General features: G+C 66.7%; 18 protein-coding genes. 6 read left to right on the top strand and 12 right to left on the bottom strand.

The genetic code is table 11. The features are described from left to right. Positions 1-17: 17 nt before the first annotated feature. Complete coding sequence (locus tag CETAM_RS00840) at positions 18-674, bottom strand: DUF1801 domain-containing protein (protein ID WP_156226640.1); 657 nt, start codon at positions 672-674, stop codon at positions 18-20. Positions 675-750: 76 nt separating this feature from the next. Here CETAM_RS00840 and CETAM_RS00835 point away from each other — a divergent pair, with 76 nt between their 5' ends. From CETAM_RS00835 to CETAM_RS00825, 4 genes are all read left to right on the top strand, one after another. Then, complete coding sequence (locus tag CETAM_RS00835) at positions 751-1,782, top strand: App1 family protein (protein WP_156226639.1); 1,032 nt, start codon at positions 751-753, stop codon at positions 1,780-1,782. A gap of 142 nt (positions 1,783-1,924) precedes the next feature. After that, positions 1,925-3,133 carry a Fic family protein gene (locus tag CETAM_RS00830; protein ID WP_231587538.1) on the top strand — a complete coding sequence of 403 codons (1,209 nt, stop codon included), beginning with the start codon at positions 1,925-1,927 and terminating at the stop codon, positions 3,131-3,133. Between the two features lie 11 nt (positions 3,134-3,144). After that, positions 3,145-3,279: a hypothetical protein gene (locus CETAM_RS13905; protein ID WP_269076393.1), complete on the top strand. Its 135-nt coding sequence runs from the start codon at positions 3,145-3,147 to the stop codon at positions 3,277-3,279. Next, entirely contained in the window at positions 3,279-4,115 is an 837-nt protein-coding gene (locus tag CETAM_RS00825; RefSeq protein WP_156226638.1) for a hotdog domain-containing protein, read from the top strand. Before CETAM_RS13905 ends, CETAM_RS00825 begins: the two co-directional genes overlap by 1 nt. Before the next feature lie 4 nt (positions 4,116-4,119). On the opposite strand, the gene CETAM_RS00820 is transcribed toward CETAM_RS00825, so the two are convergent. The 11 genes from CETAM_RS00820 to amn form a co-directional block, all read right to left on the bottom strand. Beyond that, positions 4,120-4,806 (bottom strand): alpha/beta fold hydrolase, encoded by a 687-nt coding sequence (locus tag CETAM_RS00820; RefSeq protein WP_197085767.1) that lies wholly within the window; start codon positions 4,804-4,806, stop codon positions 4,120-4,122. Positions 4,807-4,838: 32 nt separating this feature from the next. After that, entirely contained in the window at positions 4,839-6,155 is a 1,317-nt protein-coding gene (locus tag CETAM_RS00815) for a TRAP transporter large permease (RefSeq protein WP_156229308.1), read from the bottom strand. Then, positions 6,155-6,724, bottom strand: coding sequence for a TRAP transporter small permease (locus CETAM_RS00810; RefSeq protein WP_156226636.1), 570 nt, complete (start codon positions 6,722-6,724; stop codon positions 6,155-6,157). Before CETAM_RS00810 ends, CETAM_RS00815 begins: the two co-directional genes overlap by 1 nt. Before the next feature lie 4 nt (positions 6,725-6,728). After that, positions 6,729-7,802 (bottom strand): TRAP transporter substrate-binding protein, encoded by a 1,074-nt coding sequence (locus CETAM_RS00805; protein ID WP_231587537.1) that lies wholly within the window; start codon positions 7,800-7,802, stop codon positions 6,729-6,731. 373 nt (positions 7,803-8,175) lie between these two features. Next, complete coding sequence (locus tag CETAM_RS00800; protein ID WP_197085766.1) at positions 8,176-9,303, bottom strand: Wadjet anti-phage system protein JetD domain-containing protein; 1,128 nt, start codon at positions 9,301-9,303, stop codon at positions 8,176-8,178. Further along, complete coding sequence (locus tag CETAM_RS00795; RefSeq protein WP_231587536.1) at positions 9,290-12,607, bottom strand: ATP-binding protein; 3,318 nt, start codon at positions 12,605-12,607, stop codon at positions 9,290-9,292. The genes CETAM_RS00800 and CETAM_RS00795 overlap by 14 nt, the downstream gene beginning before the upstream one ends. Next, on the bottom strand, positions 12,604-13,233 hold the full coding sequence (locus tag CETAM_RS00790; protein ID WP_156226633.1) for a DUF4194 domain-containing protein: 630 nt from the start codon (positions 13,231-13,233) through the stop codon (positions 12,604-12,606). Before CETAM_RS00790 ends, CETAM_RS00795 begins: the two co-directional genes overlap by 4 nt. A 3-nt stretch (positions 13,234-13,236) precedes the next feature. Further along, positions 13,237-14,718, bottom strand: a complete 1,482-nt coding sequence (locus CETAM_RS00785; RefSeq protein WP_156226632.1) for a DUF3375 domain-containing protein — start codon at positions 14,716-14,718, stop codon at positions 13,237-13,239. 200 nt (positions 14,719-14,918) lie between these two features. Continuing rightward, positions 14,919-16,073 carry a Fic family protein gene (locus CETAM_RS00780; RefSeq protein WP_156226631.1) on the bottom strand — a complete coding sequence of 385 codons (1,155 nt, stop codon included), beginning with the start codon at positions 16,071-16,073 and terminating at the stop codon, positions 14,919-14,921. Positions 16,074-16,162: 89 nt separating this feature from the next. Beyond that, on the bottom strand, positions 16,163-18,898 hold the full coding sequence (locus CETAM_RS00775; RefSeq protein ID WP_231587535.1) for an FAD-binding and (Fe-S)-binding domain-containing protein: 2,736 nt from the start codon (positions 18,896-18,898) through the stop codon (positions 16,163-16,165). Positions 18,899-18,906: 8 nt separating this feature from the next. Then, entirely contained in the window at positions 18,907-20,334 is a 1,428-nt protein-coding gene (amn, locus tag CETAM_RS00770; RefSeq protein ID WP_231587534.1) for an AMP nucleosidase, read from the bottom strand. A 156-nt stretch (positions 20,335-20,490) separates the two neighbouring features. On the opposite strand from amn, the gene CETAM_RS00765 reads away from it, so the two are divergent. Together CETAM_RS00765 and CETAM_RS00760 are read left to right on the top strand one after the other, a co-directional pair. Continuing rightward, the gene (locus CETAM_RS00765) at positions 20,491-22,122 is read left to right on the top strand and encodes a multicopper oxidase family protein (RefSeq protein WP_231587533.1); all 1,632 of its coding nucleotides are present in this window, start codon (positions 20,491-20,493) and stop codon (positions 22,120-22,122) included. Between the two features lie 155 nt (positions 22,123-22,277). Further along, positions 22,278-23,444, top strand: a complete 1,167-nt coding sequence (locus CETAM_RS00760) for an AMIN-like domain-containing (lipo)protein (RefSeq protein WP_156226630.1) — start codon at positions 22,278-22,280, stop codon at positions 23,442-23,444.

Here is a 23,444-nt window from a genome sequence, read left to right as displayed (position 1 = left end):
TCCCCTCCACCCACCCTTCAGCACTGCCCCGCCCCGGACCGCCACGCCTCACGGATCATCTCCTCGAGCACCTCAAGGTTGATGTCCTCCGGCTTGTTCACGTAGAGGCACGCCACGCGGGCCGTGTGTTTGCCCAGCCGCTCGAGGAAACGGGCCTCAAGCGGCAATCCGTAGAGCGTCAGCTTCGCCTTGCGCGGGCTGAATCCCACCCGGAAGGTGTCACCCTCCCGGCCGGTGGCGTAGCGGTAGTGCATCTGCCCGTACCCGATCATGCTCGGCCCCCACATCACCGGTTCCTCTCCGGTCGCGCGGTGGAAGATCTCCAGCAGCAGCCGACCGTGCTCCACCCGGCGCGGCGCATCCAGCCCCTCGATGTACTCCGCGGGCGACTGCCCGGTCACATGGGTCCGGATGTCACCGGCGCTGTCCCCGGTATGCCCGAGGGTGAAGGTCGCGGCGCGCGCCTCGGGCGCGGGGGCGTGGGCAAGCGACATACCCCGATCAAGCAGCGCGGCCTGCAGCCGCTCCAGCCCCCGCTTTCCGACACCGTGCAACTCACGCAGCGTGGAGTAGTCGACGCCGTCCAGCGCCTCCAGGTCCGGGTAGCCTGCCCCGGCGAGAGCGCGAAGGGTGGCGGCCGGGACGCCGGGGATGGTGTCAACTGCTGTACCCATGGGCGCGAGTGTAGGCGGAGGCTTCCGCTGCGGCTTTCTCCTGCGCGGTGGGGAGCGCGCCAGTACTGTCGCTTCCATGGCACTTGCAGACATCGCACGCAGGGTGGAACGCACGATCAATTCGGTCGGCACGCGTCGGAAAACTGCGGCGGGCTGGCGGCCCACCGTCACGGGCTTCGCCGGCTACGGTTCCCAACGCCGCGTCCACGTCCTCGGGCGGGTGCTCATGCAGGATCCGGCCGACCTGAAGAACGACCCCGAGAACCTCCGCGAGCAGGCGCAACGCGGCTGGCGTCAGTTCATGACCATCCAGGTCCGCGACCTGCCCGTCGCCGTCCGCATCGGCGATCGGGTCGTGCACTCGCAGTCCAACAACAACGGCTACATCGATGTGCTGGTCGAGGACCACGGCCTGGAGCCCGGGTGGCACGAGGTCACCATCGAGGCGGAAGGCGCGGAACCGGTCCAGTCGTCCGTGCTCATCGTCGAACCCACCGCCCGGGTCGGGCTGGTCTCCGACATCGACGATACCGTCATGGTCACCTGGCTCCCCCGGGCATTGATCGCCGCCTGGAACTCCTGGGTCCGCCACACCAACACCCGCCGGCCCGTACCCGGGATGGCTGATTTCTACCGGGAGATCCTCCGTGAACACCCCGGAGCCCCCGTCTTCTACCTCTCCACCGGCGCCTGGAACACCTACGGAACCCTGATGACGTTCCTCGGGCAGCACAACCTGCCCACCGGGCCCCTGCTGCTCACCGACTGGGGTCCGACCCCCACCGGCATGTTCCGCTCCGGCGCGGAACACAAGAAGGTCCAGTTGCGCAACCTCATCATCGAGTACCCGGACATCAACTGGATCCTCGTCGGCGACGACGGCCAGCACGATCCCCTCATCTACGGCGAGGCCGTCTTCGAACACCCCGACCGCATCGGCGGCGTGGCCATCCGCCAGCTCTCCCCGGGCGAGCACGTCCTCTCCCACGGCACCGCCGCACCCCTGGAAGGCTCCGAACCCAACCCCCGCAACGAGGTACCCACCATCTTCGGCGAAGACGGCCACGCATTGCTGGCGGAGTACCGGAGGAATCCTTTCCCGGGGTAGGTGGGTACGGCGGGGTGGACCCCTACACGGCATAGGTGCGTGCCAGGTATTCATGCCTTTCCACGCCATGTGTGAATGTTTAGACCACTATCCATTCTCCACAGATGGTGAAACAAATGGATGAGGGGGCAAACTGCGGATGATGATTGCCTGGCCGCATGTTTCCCACGAGAGTCTCCCCTGGGCTTCCAGCGCCCCGTTGTCCGTCCGCGCCCGGGCGAAACAACCCACCGAGTACGAATCCTCCCTGGTCCCGGGCATTGCAGAGGCCCCACCCACTCTGCACCCTGACACCCTCGCCGCCGTTGACCGCGCCACCATCGCCGTCACACGATTCGACGCTGCTCAGGCCGCCTCGACACTTCCCTTGACACCACTGCTGCTACGCGGCGAATCGGCGGCCTCCTCCCGCATCGAACAGCTCACCTCCTCGGCGCGGCGCATCCTCGAGGCGGAACTGCTGGATACCGATGGAACAGGTAACGCCGCCCTCATCGTGGCCGCAACCGCACAGATGTCCGCCGCCATCACCAGCAACGACCCTCCCGGGGAAGCCGCCGTCCTCCACATGCACCGACTCCTGCTCCAGGGCAGCCAGCCGGAGATCGCCGGCCGTTACCGGGAGGAGGCGGTGTGGATCGGCGGCAGCGACGCCCATCCGGTCGACTCCCTGTTCACTGCCCCGCATCACCGCCACCTGCCGGTACTCATGGCGGATCTGCAGAGCTGGATGCGGCGGCGGGACGTCCCCGCCCTGGTGCTCGCCGCCATCGCCCACGCCCAGTTCGAGACGATCCACCCTTTCGTCGACGGCAACGGCCGCACCGGCCGCGCACTCATCCACACGCTTCTGCGCCACCGGGGCCTGACCGTCAACGGCACCCTTCCGCTGTCCGCCGGCATTCTGCGCAGCCCTGACTCCTACTTCGACGCATTGACCAGTTACCGCGCGGGCAACATCGACCCTATCGTCCGTCTCATCGCTGACGCCGCCCTCCGCGCCACGGAGCTGGGCACCTGGCTCGGGCGGGAGATCGCCGAGATCCGCGGCAGCTGGAATGAGCAGGTCACGGCCCGACGCGATGCCACCGACTGGCGTGTCCTCGACGTCCTCATCCGGCAGCCGCTTGTCGACGTTCCCGGTCTCGCCGCCGAACTCAACGTCAGCACAGCGAACACCGGCAAGGCGCTGGAACGCCTCGAGGCCAACGGCATCGTGCTCAGCGCCCAGGTGGCCAGAAACCGCCGGGCGTGGCGGGCACCGGAGATCCTCGAACTTCTCGATGAGTTCGCAGAGAAGGCCGGGCGGCGGGAGGTCCCGAGGGTAGAGGCCGAACCGCCCTCCCGATAGGCTCAATCCTCATGATCACTGGCTCCCTCCGCAATCAGGTTGACCACATCTGGGATGCGTTCTGGGCCGGCAGCATCTCCAATTCGATGACCGTCATCGAGCAGTTCACTTACCTGGGGTCCGACCCCCACCAAGGAGTCACCTAGTGCAGGAGCTTTTCCCCACCCACCCGGTCCCCTTCTACCGCGGCCCCGTGGAGCTGGCGTTCGGTATCCAACCGGTGATGGTTGAGGGCAACACCGCCCGAGCCGCCATGTGCCTGGGTCCGTGGGCGCTCCGGGAGGACGGTTCCGGAGTCCATCAGGGAGCCACCGGTGTGCTTGTCGACGACGTCACCGCCTACGCCGTCCTCACCGCCCGAGGCGACGACCAGTGGGGCGTCAGCTCGCAGATCAGCGTGGACTTCCACTCCCCCATCCGCGCCGACATGCGACAAATCGTCTGCACGGCGCAGGTCGACCACGTGGCCGGCGACTGGGGCTTCAGCAGCGGCCGGGTGGTCGCGGACAGCGGGGAGCTGATCGCCACCATCGGCCAGCGCGTGAAGTTCTTCCCCAGCGACGAGTCCCCTCACCGGACGGCGGGCCTTCCGGCGGATGCGACGACGTGGCTGACCTCGCTCGACTCCCACCTGGAACTCATCCGGCAGGACGGGACTCACCGGGAGTTCCTCCTCCGTGCTGATCCAGGCATGCGGAACGTACTGGGGACCCTCCACGGCGGGGTCAGCCTGGCCTTCTCCGAACTCGCCGCGCGTCGGGCCGCCGAATCCTCCGGAGGCTCTTCGCCGGAGAAATTCCTTCCCGCCTCCATCCGCATGTCCTACCTCCGCCCCGGCATCGTGGACGGCAACCCCAGGATCACGGCGGAGGTCATCCACCGGTCCCGGACCGTGGCGACGGTGGAAACCCACATACTCAACCCGGACGGTAAGGCCGCGACTCACGGAGTGGTGACCCTGCACAAGGTTCAAGGGGCCTGAGCGCCTACTCCCCCAGGAACCGGACGACCGCCCCCGCCATCCCTTGCGGATCCTCGATCATGGGCAGGTGCCCGGTGGGCAGTTCTGCGGTCCAGGTGGCGCCGAGGCGCTGTGCCGACTGTTGCTGGAGCTTCAGGGGAAGCTCACGATCCGCAGTGGTGAACAGGTAACCACGCTTGATCTCCCAGGGTCCGGTACCGGTGCGATCCAGATACAGGCGGCTCGATTCCGGCACGAACTCCTCGATGACTCGCCCCGTGATCTCCTCGGGGAGCCCGTGTGCCAGGCCGCGACGGATTGCCGAGGCCGGTGGGCGGGTGCCCATCAACCTCATCGTCACGCTGAGAATCCACCGGTTGGGGATCGGCACATCCCGGATGAAGGAGCGGCCCGGAGCCGGAATGACGGCGCTGACAGCCAGGAGCCCTTCCACGCGCTCGGGCACACGCCGTGCCACCTCCGCCGCGATCACGCCCCCGGAGGAATGCGCCACGATCAGGAACTTCCCGGCCGGAGCGGACTCGATCGCGGCGTCGACGTACTCGTTCAGGCTGGCCCGCACGCCCGAAGCCGGGTGGGCCGCCACCCGGTCCCCGGGCCGGTCGCCGAGGTGGTGGCGCACGTCGTCCCAGATCCAGGCGGGCAGACCGCTGCCGCCGATGAACAGGATCGGAATGCTCCGGATGGTCATGGTTTCACAGTATCCACGATCCACCCGCCGCATCAGTTCATCGACATCAGCCCCATGGTCTCCGGCAGCCACAGGGAGATCTGCGGGACGAAGACCACGACGAACAGCGCGATGATGATCGCCACCAGGAAGGGCCAGAGCTTCGCGATCACGGTCTCAATGCGCAGTCCCGCGACCTGAGCGCCGACGAAGAGGACGTTGCCCACCGGTGGGGTGATCACGCCGACCGACAGGTTCATCACCACCATGGCGCCGAAGTGGACGGGGTCGACCCCGAGCTCGGTGACCACGGGCAGGAAGATCGGCACAAAGATGAGGATCGCCGGGGTGGGGTCCATGAAGGTACCGATGATCAGCAGGATGAACATCATGATGAGCAGGATGACCACCCTGGAATCGGACACCGCCAGCAGTCCGGAGGAGATCATCTGCGGGATCCGGGCGAACGCCATCACCCAGGACAGGGCGGAGGACACCGCGACCAGCATCATCACGATGGAGGTGGTGCGGGTGGCGCGCAGGAGGATCTCCGGCAGGTCGCGGACGCTGATGTTGCGGTAGGCGAAGCCGAGGACCAGGCAGTAGATGACGGCGATGGCCGCCGACTCGGTCGGGGTGAACCAGCCCGCGAGGATGCCGCCGATGACGATGACGATCATCAGCAGGGAGGGCACCGCCCGCCAGATCGTCAGCAACGCGAGCGAGAGCGCGGGGTGGGTGGTGTCGCGTCGGTAGTTCTCCCGACGTGCCATGAGCAGGGCGACGATGAGACAGGCGACGATCCACAACAGGCCCGGCCCGACACCGGCCATGAACAGCGCGGCGATTGAGGTCGAGGACACCAGCGAGTAGACGATGAAGGTGTTCGACGGGGGGATGAGCATGCCCGCGGGGGCGGAGGCGACGTTGACGGCCGCCGAGTAGGCGCGGGAGTAGCCGTCCTCACGCATCCGCGGGGTCATGACGGTGCCGACGGCCGAGGCGGCCGCGACGGCAGCGCCGGAGACCGCGCCGAACATGCCGTTGGCCACGATGTTGGTCTGCGCGAGCGAGGCTGGCATGCGCCCGACGAGGACTTTCGCGGCGTCGATGAGCCGGGCGGCGATGCCACCTGAGTTCATCAGGGCGCCGGCCAGCACGAAGAAGGGGATGGCCAGGAGGCTGAAGGAGTTGGTGCCGGTGAACATGCGCTGGGCCACGGCCTGCGCGGCGTTCTCCGGGCCGAGCACTGCCATGGCGGCGAGCATGGAGGGCACGCCGATGGCCACGGCGATGGGGACCGAGGCGGCGATGAGGACGACGATGCCGACCAGGAGGATGAGCGCGGCGACTGCCGCGGGTGCGAGGATCATTTCCGGGTCCCTTCGTCAAGGACGATCCGGCTCTCGGCGGCCGCGTCCTCCATGTGCATGGGTTGTTCATCGGACTCGTCGATGTCCGGGTAAGGCTCCTCACGGTCCGTGAGCACCGCCACGAGGTCGATGACAGCGAAAATGGCGACGAATACGCCCGTGATCGGGATGACCACATAGACCCAGCCGATGGCCAGCGGCAGGGCGGTGAGGTTCTGGCTCCACGCGATCGAGGCGGCGAGATAACCGCCCCACACCATCGCCACGAGCGCGAAGAAGAGGATGACCACCTGGACGAACGAGGCCAGGATCTTCTGCACACTGGTGCGGAAACGACGGGCGAGGAAGTCGACGGCGATGTGGCCGCGCTCGCCGAAGAGGAAGGCCGAGCCGACGAAGGAGAGCCAGACGAAGAGGATCTTCGACAGCTCTTCCGACCAGGTCGACGGGTCATTGAGTGCCTGCCTGGTGAACACCTGCCAGGTGGTCACCAGCACCAGGACGGCGAAGAGAATCACGCTGACAATCCCCAGGAACTTCGAGAGGGCACCTTTGAATGCGGTCATGGTCTCATTCCCCCTGGTCCTGGTCGGCGGCGCGGACCTTCTCGAAGAGGTCGCGCTGGAAATCGGTGGTGAGGAACTCGTCGCGGATCGGTGCGAGGGCCTCGTCGAAGGCCTGCTTGTCGACGTCGGTGAACGTCGCCCCCTCAGCCTTCGCCTCCGCGATGGCCTGCTCGGTCTCCTCCGCCCACAGGTCGGTGTGCTCTGCCATGGTCCTGTCCCACTCCTCGAGGAAAAGCCCGCGGTCCTGCTCGTTCATCGCCTCGAGCAGGTCATGGCGCATGACCATGTAGTCCAGTCCCACGAGGTGATTGGTGCTGCTCCAGAAGGGCGCCACTTCGTTGTGGTTCTGGGTGACGTAGCTGACCTCGTTGTTTTCGGCGCCGTCCAGCACGCCGGACTGGATGGCGGTGTAGACCTCGCCGTAGGACAGCGGGGTGGCGGATCCACCCATGAGCTGGATCATGCGGATGTGCATGTCGGATTCCTGGACGCGGATCTTCTGGCCGGCGAGATCCTCGGGTGTGGTCACCGGGGCGTCCTTGGTGTAGATGCTGCGGGTGCCCTGCGTGAATCCGCCGATGACGGAGATGTTGTCGCTGTCCTCGAGGCTGGAGAACAGCGGCTTGATCAGGTCCTGGTCGCGGACCACCGACATCTGATGATCCACCGAGCCGAACGTGGTGGGCATGTTGAGGACCTGGAAATCCTTGTTCAGGTTCTCCAGCTGAGTGCCCGAGACGATCGCCATCTCGATGGCGCTCGACTTCACGAACTGCAGGACCTCCTGCTGCGAGCCCAGCTGCTCATTGGGGAAGATCTCGATGTTCCAGCGGCCGTCGGTCCGCTCCTCGAAGCGTTCCGAGAGCCCCTGGAGCGCGATGTAGCTGGGGTGGCTCTCGGACTGGTTGAGGGCGAGTTTGACGTAGGTGGTCTTGTCGGGGGCGCCGACGGTCTCCAGATCCAGTCCGCCCAGATCGGCGCAGGCGGCCAGTCCGAGCGACAGGACGACCGCCATGGTGGCCGCGAGAGGTCTGCGTCGAAGGCCGGCACGGGGGTGCCTCGGTGGGGTTCTCATCATCTGCCCCGCTGTTCGGCGTCCGCGGGCATGGGAATACGCGTCATGTCCCAATGAAACTATCTTTAATGTGCGGGGCGCAACCCACGTTCCCTATAAGAGTTATGTATCACATCTACGGCCCTGGCCGACGACCCTCGGACCACGGACAATCAACGGAGGCGGCCGTCGCCCAACGAGAATTCCGGGGGTGCCGGGGGTGTCAGAAGTCGGCCGCTGACCCGCTCCCGGTGTCCGACACAGGCGCGGCGGGGGGACCATCGGGGCGTCGAGAAGCACCGGTCACGGGTTCACCACCACCAACCGCGACACCGAGCCCTCCCTGAGGCGGCGGTAGCCGTCGTTGATGTCCCCGAGGGTGTAGACATCTAACCGCTTAAAGCCTGGTCAGCGCATCATCCACCGCCGCCACCGCGACATCGAAACGGATCCGCTCCTGCTCGATACGCAGGTGTCCGGCCTCGATCAGCGCGTCCAGGCCCGCGAGCTCGGAGTCTGTCAGGTGGAAATACAGGCGGCCCTGGAAGTCCCGGTCGGCCACCCCGAAACGCTGCCACCGCGTCACCGTGTCCCGGTCCATGAGCACCGAGCGGACGGAAGGCACCGCGGACCGGACAGCGTCGAGGATCCCGTAACCGTCGGCGTCCAGATCACCCCAGTAGATGAGGGGGCTATCGGCGAAGTAGGGCGCGCGCACGATGTCAGCAGCCCGGTAGCCCCCACCCCAGGCCAGGACCACACCCGGCCGGGTGGGCAGCGCGAGAAATGACTCGAGGTTCTCCACCATCACCACTGCCCGGGGTACAGGCAACGAAGCAAGATCAACGACCGGAATCTCCACGTCCGCCAGCCCGGCAGGTGCGTCCGAGAGGTGGAACCGCAGACGGACCCGGGGAGTGGGAGCCGCCAGGCCGAGCTCCGCCCGCCCCATCTCGCCCCGGCGCCCCGCCAGCAGGGTCTCCACCAGTGGCCGGTGCCGCTCCAGCCATTTGGTGTGCACGCCCTCCACCGCCACAGCACGGGGAGGGACACCGGATGCCGGATGGGCCTCGAACCAGTCGACCACCTCGCCCGCCAGATGAAGATCCATCTCCGGCACCCCCTTCCACAGAGGTAGCGCGGCAACCACCGGGGCGAGGGAGCCCACTACCGAGGCAAGCAGATCCCGACGCTGAACCAGGTCCTCCCATTCCGACCGGTGTCCGGTGAAGTCCACCAGGGCGTCCACCGTGTCCAGGTGCAGCCGGACCGGGATATTCTGCCGACCGAGGCCGACGGAGGACCAGTTGCGCACCGCGACCTCCACGCCCGCCACTTCCTGCCACTGGCGGGTGAACTCCTTGACGGCAGGCTCATCTGCCGCAGCCTGGGCCGCCGTGGGTGGCCGCAGGGGAAAGCCGTAACCCTCAAAATCCCCGGCCAGCAGCTCACGCTCACGGGAGCGTAGGAAACGGAGGGCGCGGGCGCGGGCTTCGATAAGCGAGAGCACGTCAGACCGCTTCAATCCGGGACAGTCGCGAGGTACCGCGGATCTCACCCTGTTCATCTGGCGCCTCCCGGTAGCTGACCACGATGGTCGCTCCGACATAGCTGCCCAGGGTCTGGATCAGCTTCAGCGGGGTGGCCAGCACCATGTGGAAACCGAAGCTGGCGAACACGTCCATGGTCTGGCGGGTGAAGGCCGGATCAGCACGGTCGAAGGCCTCGTCCAGGATGACGGTGGCAAAGGTCGGGTACTGCGCACCGGGTTCCGCCAGCTGATAACGCAGGGCGGCAGCCAGGCAGAAGAACACCAGTTTCTGGGCCTGACCGCCGGACAGGGAGGTGGAATCGACGTAGGTGTTGATGGTCCTGCCCTCCTTGTCACGTTCCAGACCGATGAAGCTGACGTGCCGGCGGGTGTCCAGGACCAGGTTCCGCCAGCGGATGTCCGCGGAATCCTTCGAACCCACGCGACGGATGATCCGGGCGATGACCTGGTAGCGGGCGAAAGCCTGCTTCTCGTCGTTGGTGCTCAGTCCGCCGCTGATGGCGTCGTCGAGGTCACGCTGGAATTCCTGGACCACCTCCCCGCGCCGGTCGCGGACCTGGATGTGCAGGAAACGGTCGGTGTTGAACTCGGAGCGCTCAAGGGAACGGTTGATCGGGTCGATCCGTTCCTCGATCTCCCGTCGGGCATTGCGCAGTGCGCGCGCGATCTGACCCAGGTTGCGGGTGGACATGTCGTTCATCAGACCGAGGAACTTCGAGGTGAACTCCGCCAGCCGATCGCCCCGCAGCGCACCCAGGCGGTTGAGCGCCTCCCCGAGATACTCGGGCTGAGGTAGTAGATCGGCCTGTTCAGCCGGCCATTTCTGCAGGTAGCTGCTCAAGGTCGAAGTGATCTGGGTGTTCGCCCGGCTCAGGGTCGAATCAAAACCGGCGATCTCGGAATCCAGCTCCTCCCGGAGCATGTTGCTCCGCTCGTCGACGTTTCCGGCGTGGATCCGCCGGGTGGCATCGGTGAGGCGGGTCTCCAGCTCCCGGGCGACGGCATCCTCGACCTCTGCTTCCGGGATCTGCCGCAGGCTTTCCAGTTCTTTTCGGGCGCTGTCCTGCTGGTTGGCGGTGACCGATTCGTCACGGTGTGCCTGCGTCCACTGAGCCTCCGCCTCAGCCAGCTCCGCCGCTGCCGTCTGCAGACGGGCCGAGAGTTCCGCCGCCTCCGGGGTGGTCTGCAGCTCCTGCAGGGACCGGTCGAGGTCAGCCACCGCCTGCCTGGCTACCGCCGTGTTCACCTGGGCCCAGGAGGTGGACAGGATCAGCTCGGCGGCCCGGAGTTCTCTGTCCAGTGCATCGATCCGTGTCTTGGCCTCCTGCTGCCGGTGGATCGCGGCCTGCATCTTCCCGTCCGTCTGCTTGACCTGTTGGCGCAGCAGCTCGATCTTGTCGTGGTTGGTGGATCCGAGGCGGTAGGAGGAGCGGTCCCCCAGCCGTCGGCGGTCGTCCTTCTCCAGCCGCTCCGTCGAATCTCCGGTGCGCTGGGCGAACCTGCGAAGCCCCCGGATGGTCACCCCGGCATCACGGGGGCCGAGTTCCGCCAGTTCCGCCGGACCGTTCACGCACAGAATGTTGTGGTTACGGCCCAGTTCCACCTGGAGCCAGCCCTGGAAAGGAGAGGCGATGACATTCACCTTCCGCGGCAGGGCGTTATGCGCCAGACGCGGGGAGGAATGGTCGTCCCCCGTGCGCACACCACTGACCACCAGCCTCGTGCCCAGATGTTCGGCATGGATCCACTCCCGGATGCGGGGGAGGATACCGCTCTCGACGAGCAGGGTGGCGGCCAGGCCACCCAGCAGCCGCTGAACCACCGGCTCCCACTCCGGATCCACCGGATCGATGAGTTCACCGGCGAAAGGGACGTCCCGGAGGTTGAGGCCCAGGTCCTGGCACATCCGTTCGCGGACCTCCAGCAGGCGGGAGTCGATGTTGCTGGTACCCCGGCTCAGTGCCCTCAACTCGCGGTCCGCAGCCTCGTGCTCATCCGCCGCCCGTGTGCGGGCGGCGACGGCCTCCTGGCTGGCGGCCTCGAGTTCAGCCCGGGCAGCGGGGTACTCATCGGTGATCACCCGGGCAGCATTGCTGAGCACCAGAAAATCCTCCGCCGACTCGGGCGCCTGTCCCCCGATCCCCTCCACGGCGTCCACCAACCGCGCCCGGTGAGCCTCGGTGCGTTCGGCATTGTCCGCCGCCGCTTCCCGGCGCGCGCTCAACTCGCCGTGTTTCGCGCCGAGGGTGTCCTCCACCGCATCGCGGGCGAAGCGCTCCATCTCCCGCACATGGGTGAGACGTTTAGCCGCGGACTCCAACCTGGAGGAGGCTTCATCGTGTTCGACCGTGAACCGGCGGACCAGCACCTCCTGTTCATCGCGTTTGATGCGGTTGCCCACCGTCCGCAGGGCACGTTTGAGCGCCGTCGTGTGTTCCCTGGCCTTCTGTGCCTCCCCTTTCTTATGCTGCAGCCCCACCAGCGGCTCCAGCGCCGCAACCTGGGATTTGATGTCCTCAACTTTCTCGTAGGCGCCCTCCAGATCCCGGAACTGTTCGACGGCGGTGTCCGCGAATCCGAAGGTGCCGGGTTCCTCCAGCATGTAGTCCCGGAAGAGATCGTCCAGGCTCTGCAGATCCTTCGCGGACTGCGCCCGGTGGAGCAGGTACTGGGTCTCTTCACTGGCGATACCCAGGCGCTGCCGGAACTTGCCCGCGAACACCGAGTGGTTCTCCGAGAAGGTGGCCTTCTTGTGTGTTGCTTTGATCCGCCGTTTGTCGATGCCGCTGCCCAGGTACTCCACAAGGTCATAGGCCGTCTGATCCCCGGGGAAGAGCCCGTAGAAACGCGAGACCTCGGCCGGTGAGTTGTGCCCCGATTTCAGATAGAACATGGCCACCAGGGTGTGGGCGCCACCGTCCCCATCGTCATAGGTGAGTCCCACCACCGAGTAGGTGGCTTTCGGACGCAGGTAGGTGGCCACCACGGTGCCGGACGCATGGTCCTCGCGCGAGCGCCACGCGCCACGGATGTAGGAGACGAGGTTGCGTCCCTTGCCCCGCGGGGTGTTCGCCTGGGCGGCGGCGTTGAAACGCACTCGATCACCGGGCAGGAGGACGGCGGTCACGGCGTCGATGAGAGTGGATTTACCTGACCCGGAACCACCGGTGACCAGGAAACCCTCCCGGGCCACGGGAATGTCCACGCTGCCCTCGAAGGTGCCCCAGTTGATCAGCTGGATACGGGAGAGCCGGTACTGGCCCGGATGGATACTCACTGGTTCTCCTCGCTGTCTCCGGCGGACCGGAATCTCTCGTACTCGGCGCGCACGCCTTCCACCGTGGCGGCGTCGAAGATCTGCCGCAGGGCGGGCGACACCTCAAAGCGCCCCTCGGTTTCGGTGGCGTGGACCAGGGAGTAGTCGACCATCCGGCGGAAGGAGGCGTCGAAACGCTTCGCCAGCTTCGTCTCGTCGCGTTCCGCATCCACCCGGTAGAGCAGCACCTGCTCCCGCAGTTCACCACGGTCCACGATCACGCGCTCCCCTGGTGCCGCCAGAGCCAGCTCCTGACGCAGGTGCAGGATGATCAATGTGTCCACATGGCTGAGCGATTCCGTGCGCAGCACCTTCGGGACCGGTTCGCGTCTGCCGTCGCCGGCGTCCACATCCTGCCCACCGGCCGCCGCCCGGGTGAAGGCGATGCCGGAATCCTCATCGAGCACCAGATCCAGGAAAACATTGTGCAGGGCAGAGCGCAGGGCGTTTTCATCGGTGGTGATCGCCTGCCACACCTGCGGATGATCCTGCGCCGTGACCATCGGCCCCTTGAGCAGCTGCACCAGGGCGCGGCGTGAGTGATAGGACAGTGTGCCGGTGTCCTCCGGCCACATCAGGGTACTCATTCCTCACATCTCCTCTTGGTCCGTGTCACGGGTGAACTGCCAACCGCTGATCCGCGCGCGTCGGACCTTCACCGGCGGTTCCTCCCCCGCATCCTCCCACTGCACGGTCTGCGCGCGCCCGGTAGGCACACCCCGACTCATCGCCAGATACAGGAGACCCACCACGCTGGCCAGGCCCTGGGTGGCCGGGGTGAGCTCCAGAACCTGCGCGATGGTGGCCACGGGCTGTTTCGCCAGAGCAGCCTCGACGGCCTCCTCGAGTTCCTCGAAGTCGATCTCGCTGGCGCGGATCTGCTCCATGAGCACCTCGGCGTCAAGTTCCACTTCCTCGACCTGCTGAGGGACCTCGTCAACGCGTTCCTCACCGGGGTTGCGCAGGCGCATCGCCGCAACCGAACGCAGCTGCATGCCGATGCGTACCAGGGGCGTCTCCATCTGGTTGAGGGCCGACACCGAACCCTCCTGGGCCGCCTCGGCGGCGGAGTGCCGGGTGGCCCGCAACAGCTGAATCATGCGTCGGTTCTCCGCGAATTCCTCGGTGGTCACGTAATGGCGCAGGCTGCGCGCCAAGCCTGTCATCTCCTGGCTCACCTCGTAGGCGGCCTCCTCCATGTCCCGGAACAACCGGTACAGGCCGACCCGCAGATGCTCCGGCACATCCTGTGTTTCCTCCCTGCCCAGTACCTCGGCGATCCACCGGTCGATGAGCGCGGTGCGCTCCCGGTCCAACAGCACCTCGAAGAAACTGTTGAAGCTGCGCCCCGCGTCCGAATCCCCGATCAGGTCCACCCCGCGGAAGATCTCCTCCAGTACATCCCCGCGCGAATCCTCCGGATCGAGCAGTTGCCTGCGCAGCTGCCGGTTGAGGTCGCCGAGTTCATGACGCACCCGGGCGAAATCCGCGGGTATCGACGCCGCCAGATCCAGGATGTCCGCCACCCGCTCCGTGACCTGCACCGGGGTGAGCACCTCGAACTCCCCGCGGTGCGTGGCCTCGATGCGCCTTTCAATCTCCTCACGCTGACGCTCCAGTTCGCCGAGCCGTCTGCCCGCGTCCGGGTCGGATTCCTGCGCCAGGGTCTGCAGCGCCAGGGACAGTGACTCGATTCTGGAGGCCGAGACCGAACGGTGCGGGCTGTCCCAGCGTTGCAGCGCATCGAGCACGGCCAGCACGTCCTCGCTGGGCTCCAGGGTCTCACCCGTGCGGACCGTACCCGGGCGGCGCACCAGCCAACCGCTGCGCACCCAGTCCCCCACATAGTCCTGCGGTCCCCGGGGCAGGCTGAAACCCTCGCCCCGCAGCTGGCGCAGCCCCTCATCCAGCAACGCGTAGATCTCGTGGGCTGGACGCGCCAGGGCCCCCTGGGGGAAGTAACTGGCAACCACCGCGAGCACCACCGGCAGATGGTCACTGCGCAACAGCGCCATCATCGGCGATTCCCGCCGGAACCGGGCGAAGCCGAGCGCATGGGAGACCAGACTCATGTCCCCGACTATTCCAGAAAGAGGCAGGGCGCTCGCGGCTCAACTGCTTATCGACGCCGCATCGCCGCCCCCATCGTGCGCCCGTTCAGGTCCGCCGTACGGCCCTTTCACGGGAAACCGCTCCGGTGCCCATATGTCGATGCAATAAACATATGCTCAAAATATGTCGATTTTCTCGCCCAAAATCGACATATGACCATTTAGTTGCTGGTCAGAATGTCCAGAGAACGGGTATTGATGAAGATCTTCTGCCGTCCCATCTTCAACTCGACGAGCATTTTCTCTTCCACTAATACCGCCAGCCACCCCGATGCAGTTTGCCGGCGCGCCAAACCCGCATCAATAACATCCTGGATACGGACATACGGGTTGACCATCAACAGCTCCGCCAGTTCAGCCGCAGGCTGAATTCCTCCGAGCTCACGAATTTCGGCGACAATCTGTTCCTGCAGCTGCCGGAGTCGATCAATCAGTTGATAAGCCTCCCGTGCTGCGTATTCGACACCCCGCACCATGAACAAGACCCACTCTTCCCACTGCGATTGCTCGGTTACAGCACGCAGGAGACGGTAGTATTCTGACTTGTTGGACACGATAAAGCCTGACAGGTAGAGAACTGGCAACTTAAGGAGTCCCTCTTGAATGAGAAGCAGCACATTCAGGATCCTTCCGGTTCTACCGTTACCGTCATAGAACGGGTGGATCGCCTCGAACTGGTAGTGGGTCACCGCCATAAGCACGAGTGGATCCAGGCCATGATCCAGATAGATGAACCTCTCCCATGACGAGAGATGTCTTTCAATTACTTCCTTGCCTTCCGGCGGCGTGTAAACCTTAGTTCGCCTGGTCGGATCCCCGATGAATGTCCCCGGAGTGGCCCTGATCAGCGCCGTACGCCCCTGCAGGATCGCACCGATCTCCTCGGCCGTCTTGACTGATACTGGCCGATCGTCCAGGTGCGTCACCCCATTACGTAGCGCCTCCCTGTAGCGCAGAGCTTCCTTGGTCGCTGGCGAAGGATCCGTGTCCACCGACCACGCTGCCCGGAAAAGCTCATCATTGGTGGTGACGATATTCTCAATTTCCGTCGACGCCTGGGCCTCCCTGAGGGGAATGGTGGAGGTGATGATGTGCGGGTTCGGGATCAAACGACAGGCAGTGTCCAGAGCCGCCAGCTGCTCTCTTGCCTTGATCACCGCCTTGAGCACCGCAGTGGTTTCCACATCGGTCGGCGGAGGCAACGGAGGGAGATCATTGAAGGGAAGATCGGGATCAAAAACAGGCCGCGATGCGCTCATGCCCAAAGAATAAACATACCCTCCAGATATGTCGATTTTCTCGCCCAAAATCGACATATGACCATTCTGATCGCCACAGTGCCTACCGGACGGTCGCGCCACACCACGCGGAAAGAAGCCACCTCACTGGCCCGCGGAGTGACGGCTCAGGTGATGTGTCTGCTTCTCCGCAGATTCACTCCCGCCCCGAGCAGCACCTCCCGCACCACCTCCGCCAGGTGCTTCGCCCGGTGCCCGGTGCCCTGTTCGATCTGGGTGCGGCAGGAGAAACCGTCGGCGATGACCTCTCCTTCCGCTGCGCGGACACGGGGGAAGAGCTCACGTTCGCCCAGGTCCAGGGACATCTCGGCGTGGCCGGGTTCGAAACCCCAGTTGCCGGCCAGGCCGCAGCAGCCGGTGGCGATCTGTTCCTCACGTACGCCCAGGGCGCGCAGGATCGCGGCCGAGTGTTCGGGCCGGCCGAGGGAACGTTCGTGGCAGTGGACCTGCGTCAACGCCGACAACTCGGAGGCCGGGACGTCCAACTCAGCCAGGCGCGGCGCCATGAACTCCGCCCAGGAGACGGTGGCGGCGGCGAGGCGGGCGATGTCGGGGGCGTCGGAAAGCTCGGTGACCTCGTTCTGCAGCATGACGGTGCAGGAGGGTTCCACGGCGATAACGGGCAGGCCGCGGTCGAGATAGGGGCCCATGACTTTCGCGGTGCGGCGCAGGACGCGTTGCACCATGCCGAGCTGCCCGGTGGAGTGCCAGGTCAGGCCGCAGCAGACGAATTCCCGGGGGATCTCCACGCGGTAGCCGAGCATCTCCAGCACCTCGACGGCCGCCTGTGCCGCACGAGGATCCAGGCCCGTGCTGAAGGAGTCCGGCCACAGGACCACCGTCCCGCCCTCCCCCGCGCCGGATCGGAGCCGACCGCGCACCAGGCGGATCAACGGCCGACCGGGATCAAGCCCCGCCAGACGCGCGGCGCCGGGTGTCCGCAGTGCGAGCGAGGCCAGGAGCGTCGCGCCGGGCACCCGGCGTATCGCCCTGGTGAGCAGCGGCAACCAGCCCATCACGTAGTGGGCGCGGGGGCGCAGGCGGCCGCGGTAGTGGTGGTGGAGGAACTCCGATTTGTAGGTGGACATGTCCACGGTGACGGGGCATTCGGAGGCGCATGCCTTACAGGACAGACACAGATCCAGCGCCTCGTTGACCTCCGGGGAGGTGAAACCGTCGAGGTGCTCGCCCCGGTGGGCCTCGGCGAGCAGTCGGGCGCGGCCGCGGGTGGAGTGGACCTCATCGTGGGTGATCTGGAAGGACGGGCACATCGCTCCGCTCATGGACCGGCACGATCCGACGCCGACACAGCGGTTGACGGCGCCCAGCAGCGAACCGCGGTCCCCGCTGAAGGCGTGCACCGGCGTCACCTCCAGTCTGCGTTGCGGAGCCCCGGGCCGCAGGCCCTCCGCGATGTCCTCTGCCCAGACCAGCACGCCCGGGTTGAAGATGCGGTCGGGATCGAAGATGAGCTTGAACTCCTCGAAGGCGTCGCGCATCGTCGGCGAGTACATCTCACGCAGCAGGCCGGAGCGTGCGCGCCCGTCGCCGTGCTCGCCGGAGAGACTGCCCCCGTAGCCGGTGACCAACCGGGCGGCGTCGAGCATGAATCGACGGAAGGTCCGCAGCCCCTCACCGCTGAAGAAGTCGAAGCTGATGCGCACGTGCACGCAACCCTCGCCGAAGTGTCCGAACGGGATGCCGCGCAACCCGTGGGTGTCCATCAGGGCGTAGAGATCCTGCAGGTAATCACCCAGTTTCTCCGGCGGAACGGCGGAATCCTCCCAGCTGGGCCAGGCCTCCCCGCCGTCGGGCAACCGCGTCACGATACCGGCCGCCGCCTCCCGGATCCGCCACAGCACACGCATCTCGGCCGGGTCCACGACCACCCGCTTATCGACACCCCCCTCAACCGCCGCCGCCCGCTCCGCCACCTCCTCCGGCGTGGCGCCCGTGACCTCGCAGAAGAGCCAGCCGCCGGCGTTGTCACCGGGTAGATCAGGATCGGTGCCGAGCGCCTCGACCAAGTCACCGCCCATCCCCTCCGCCGTGGTGATGCCCGGAAGGTTGCTCAGCCGCGCGCCCGCGCGCGCCGCGTCGAAGACGGTCTCGAAGGCCAGCACCACCAGCGCGGTCACGGGTGGCAGCTCGACGAGCCGGACCGTGACCTGCGTGATGACGCCGAGCGTCCCCTCCGAACCTGCGACCGCCTTCACCGGCTCACCGAGCAGATGGTGCAGGCCGTAACCGGAGGACTGTCGGCTGAAGTGCCCGAGCTCGTCTTCGATGAGGCCACGGTTCTCCTCCGCCAGAGCGCGCAGCTGCGCATCGATCTCCGCGTCGTCGCAGCCGTTGTCGTCGAGGGTGATCTCGCGGCCGTCGGCAAGTAGGAGGGTGACCGCGACGAGGTTGTCGGCGGTGGTGCCGTAGGCGACGGAATGTGAACCGCAGGCGTTGTTGGCCACCATGCCGCCGATCGTGGCACGCGAATGCGTGGACGGGTCCGGACCGAAGGTGAGGCCGTACGGCAGGGCGGCAGCGCGGAGATCGTCGCAGATCACGCCGGGTTCCACGGTGGCGGTACGAGCCTGCGGGTCGATCTGGAGGATGCGGTTGAAGTGGCGGGAGGTGTCGATGACCAGGCCCTCACCGATCGCATTGCCCGCAACGGAGGTGCCACCACCACGGGCGACGACCGACCAGCCGCGCTCCCGGGCGAGCGCGAGTACCGCGCGGATGTCCGCCACCGTGCGCGGCTCCGCCACGGCCGCGGGCACCCGCCGGAACACCGACGCATCCGAGGAATACGCGACGCGGGTCATCATGTCGGTACGCAGGTTCATGGGGACTCCTAACGGAAGGGCACCTCACCCATCGTGCGGCGCAGCTTCCTGGTGCGCAGCCGCTCGGGGTCCTCGGCGAGGGATTCGACGGCGCGGACCGCGCACATGACGTGGGCCTGCTTGGAGTTGGAGTAGAAGGCCTGCGCCTGCGCCGGGAGCTTGGGCACCGCGTGAAGCGGCAGGTCAGAGACGGAGAGCAGGGCACCGTAGGGGATGCGGTAACGGTAACCGTTTGCGGCCAGCGCCGAGGATTCCATGTCCACGGCCGCTGCCGTCGAACCCCGCATCCAGTCCCACAGGTCACGCGGGGTGTGCCACTCCCAGTTTCGGTCTGCGGTGGACAGGACGGTACCGGTGCGCATGAGGGAGTTGTCGTCGCCGTAGATCTCCTCCACGGCGGCCTCCAGTGCGATCTGCACCTCGGGCACGGCCGGGATGGGGATGTCCCGGCTGATATGCCGGTCGAGGATGTTGTCCTGGCGCTGGTACGCGTTGCCCAGGATGAGGTCGCCGATGCGCATGCGGCCGTCCATGCCGGCGCAGTGGCCGATCATGATCCACGCCTCGGGGCGCAGCACGGCGAGGCAGTCGGTGATCGTCTTGGCGTTGGAGGGGCCGACGCCGATGTTGATCATGGTGATGCCGTCGCCGTCCCGCGTGCACAGGTCATAGCGCGGCATCTGGTACCGGGACCCCAGGTCAAGGTCCCCCACCGTGATCAACGAGGCACGGTCGCGGCTGATCTGCAGCCCGTTGGGCAGGACCACGTCGGTGTAGCGCGAACCCTCGGTGGCGAGCTCACCCAGCCCGAACTTCACGAACTCCGCGGTGTGCATGTCGTAGTTGGTGAACAGGATGAAGCGTTGGACGCTGTCGACCTCGATGCCGGTGTAGTGCTCGATGCGGGCGCAGGCGATGTCGAAACGCTGCGGCCCGAAGTGGAAGAGCGGTTTCTCGGGACCGTGGAAGGCCTCCCACTCCCCGTCCACGATCGCGTCGTGCACGTTGTCGAGTGTGGGACGCGGGACCTCCGCCGCGCTGTCCCCGGCGCGGCGGGCCTCCGTGATGCCCTCGATGCCGCGGATGTACTCGGGCGGGATCCGCTCCGCGGAGGGGCCGATGAAGATGTCGCAGGGATAGTTTCCCGCCAACCGGGTGAGCTGGTCCCGCAGGTAGTCCCGGATGAGGTGCGGCTTGGACAGCGTCGCGGAATAGCGGCCGGCTTCTTCGACGTAACCGAAGGGTTCGGAACGGTCGATGGGCCGCCACTCCTTCACATCCACGACGAGCCTCGGGTAGACGACGTCGCGGTACTCGTCGTATGTGCCCTCGTCCAGGATCGTCCGGGCGAGGGCGGTGGCGTGGTCATACAACTCGACGAGGCCGTCGACGGCCTCGTCGACGTCGAAAACCTGGGTGAGATCGGTGTCAATCACAGTGGGCGTCCTCCTTCGGCCCAGATTAGTGTCCCCCGCGCGGGCGTGCCCGGGAACGGTGCCTGCCGGGAGAAAATCGGCTGCCGCCAAGGACCCGGCAGGTCTAGGCTGCAGGGCAAGGCTGTGCCCGACACCATCCCGCGCAAGGAGGCCACCATGAGGCAGGGACACGACCCCCAGTGGGCCATGGGATGGGCCGGACTGTGGTGGCTCCTGCTGGTCATCGGCGGCATTATCCTGCTGGCCGGGCTGCTTCTCACCCTGCTCCGGGGGAAGAATCCTCCCCCGGACCAGCACTCCCCCTCCCACCCGATCACCCGCAGACAGCTGCTGTGGTGGACGGTGGCCGGGGCGGGTCTGGCCGCCGCCGGGGCGGCAGGCCTGTGGTCGGAAAGGACGGGGACCGTCCGGGGAACTTTCCGGCCCGGCGCGGGGACAGGCTCCGTGACGTCACCGGAGGTGCTCTCCAGCGCGCGGGGTCTGCTCGAGGTGGAACTGGCGTCCGCCCCGGCCTCCCTCCGGATCGGCGACCGCCGGGCCACGGTGTGGGCCTACAACGGCTCCCTGCCCGGACCCACCCTGAGCGTGAAACCGGGCGACACCCTGCGGGTCCACATGGTCAACGGGTTGGATGAACCCACGAACCTGCACGTCCACGGACTGCACGTGTCCCCGGCGGGCAACGGGGACAACCCCTTTGTCACCATCACCCCGGGCGATGGTTTCGACTACGAGTTCCGTATTCCGCCGGACCACCCGCCGGGGACCTACTGGTACCACCCGCACCACCACGGTCACGTGGCCGACCAGCTCGCCGCGGGCCTCTACGGGGCGATCATCGTCGAGGATCCGGAGGAGCTGCCGGTCGCCCGTGAACGCATCCTGGTGATCTCGGATCTCTCCCTGGACGCCCGGGGCAACGTGGCCGGAGTCAGCCCCATGGAGCAGATGATGGGGCGCGAGGGGGAGATGGTGCTGGTCAACGGCCAACCTTTCCCCACACTCACGTCCGCCCCCGGGCAGCGGGAGAGGTGGCGGATCATCAACGCCTGCCCCTCCCGGTACCTGAAGCTGAGCCTGGAAGGGCAGCCGTGGAGGCTGCTGGCCCGGGACCAGGGCCGGTTGACTGAGCCGTCGGAGGTCCGTGACGTCGACCTGGCCCCCGGCAACCGGGTGGAGCTGCTGGTGGAGACCGTGGGGGGAACCGCCACCCTGGTCACCGTCCCCGTCGACCGGGGCAGCATGCCGGGCATGATGGGACGGCGTTCCGGGAGCACGGCCCCCGTGGACCTGCTCCGCCTGGAGGTCACCGGAGAGCAGGCGTCGCCGCTGCCGACCGTTCCTGCCGGGCCGGCGCGCCGGGATCTGCGGGATGAAACGGTCTCGAACCGACGCACCCTGGATTTCGGCATGGGCGGCATGGGCGGCGCCGGAGGAATGGGTGGGATGCCCGGCGGGATGATGGCATTCACCATCGACGGACGGGAGTTCGACGCCGATCGTACGGACTCCCCTGTCGTGGCCGGCGCCATCGAGGAGTGGACGTTGCGCAACTCCAGCCCGATGGACCACCCGGTACATCTGCACGTGTGGCCCATGCAGGTGGTGGCGGGCGCCGACGGCGCTGACGCTGCTGATCCCCTGTGGCTCGACGTGGTCAACGTCCCCGCTTTCGGCCGGGTCACCGTGCGCATCCCCTTCGAGGATGTCAGCGGCCGCAGCGTCTACCACTGCCACATCCTCGACCATGAGGACCTGGGCATGATGGGCACGGTGGAGGTCAGGTGAGCCGGCCTCGGGCAAGGTGGGGCGCCCATCGCCGGCCTCCTCAGCACGGCGGCCAGCGGCACCACGATACATGCCCCCACCTGCCCGAACAACGATTTCGTACCAACTTCCCCGGAACCATGTACAATGTCGAGGCTCAGGCCTAGCGTGGATCCATGAGACAGCACACGCCATTCCGCAACGTCCGCACCGCCGCCGCCCTGCTCTTCGCCGGTAGCCTTGCCCTGTCCGCCTGTACCGACGGTTACGACAACGGCGCCGATCCCCCACCCCAGACCACCACCACGGCCACGGCGACATCCCCGGCCACCACCACGACCGGGACCGCGACAGCGACAGCGACAGCGACCGCCACCACGTCCGCCACCGGGACGAACTCCCCCACCAGTTCCCCGACCAGCACCCCACCGGCCACCAGGCCCCTCGGCTCACCGAACAACGCCGCGAAGCGGCAGGAGGCCGGCAACAACGCCCAGCTCAACGTGACCAACGTGCGGGTCGGCCGACACGCGGACTTCGACCGGGTGGTCCTCGACCTCGAGGGTGAGGGCATGCCGGGATGGATGGCGGACTTCAACGCCGATCCCCGGCAGGACGGCTCCGGCTTCCCCGTGGAGTTCGAAGGAGCCACCAGCATCGATCTCTGGGTCACCGGTCTCGCCATGCCGGAGCCGGTCGACGGCCAGTACCGCATCATCGGCACCGTGCCCGGTGCCGGCGGCGTGGTCACCGAGGTCGTCGCAGGCTCGTGGTTCGAGGGCCAGAGCCAGTTCGTCATCGGCCTGCCCGGGGAGCGTCCCTACTCGATCCAGATGATCGACAACCCGAAGCGCCTGGTGGTGGACATCCTCCACAAGCCCGGCGCCGCCACCACCCTGACTCCCCTGGGCAACCCGAGTGTCAGTGACAAGTCCCGGGATTCCGGACCGCCGCAGCGCCGCGCGATCACGGACGTCCGCATCGCCACACACGAGAACTTCGACCGGGTGGTCTTCGACACCGTCGGTGAAGGCACGGTCGGCTGGTACACGTCCTTCACCACCGACCCGATCACGCCCGAGTTCGGCGAACCCGTGGATTATGAGGGAGCCGTCGCCCTGGACGTCAACCTGACCGGCGTCTACCGCCCCTCCGAGATCGGCGAGGCCTACCCACCGATCGGCACCGTACCGGGCACCGGCGGCGTGGTCGTCGAGGTCGTGGAATCCCTGTCGTTCCACCAGCAGAGCCAGTTCATCATCGGTCTGACCGAGGAGCTGCCCTACTCCATCCAGATCCTGGAGAACCCGCAACGGGTGGTGGTGGACATCCTCCACGAATAG

It is taken from the genome of Corynebacterium comes (genome assembly GCF_009734405.1).
Classification (GTDB): domain Bacteria; phylum Actinomycetota; class Actinomycetes; order Mycobacteriales; family Mycobacteriaceae; genus Corynebacterium; species Corynebacterium comes.
Note: the sequence above shows the minus strand (reverse complement) of the source record. Positions and strands in the feature narration are given on the sequence as shown.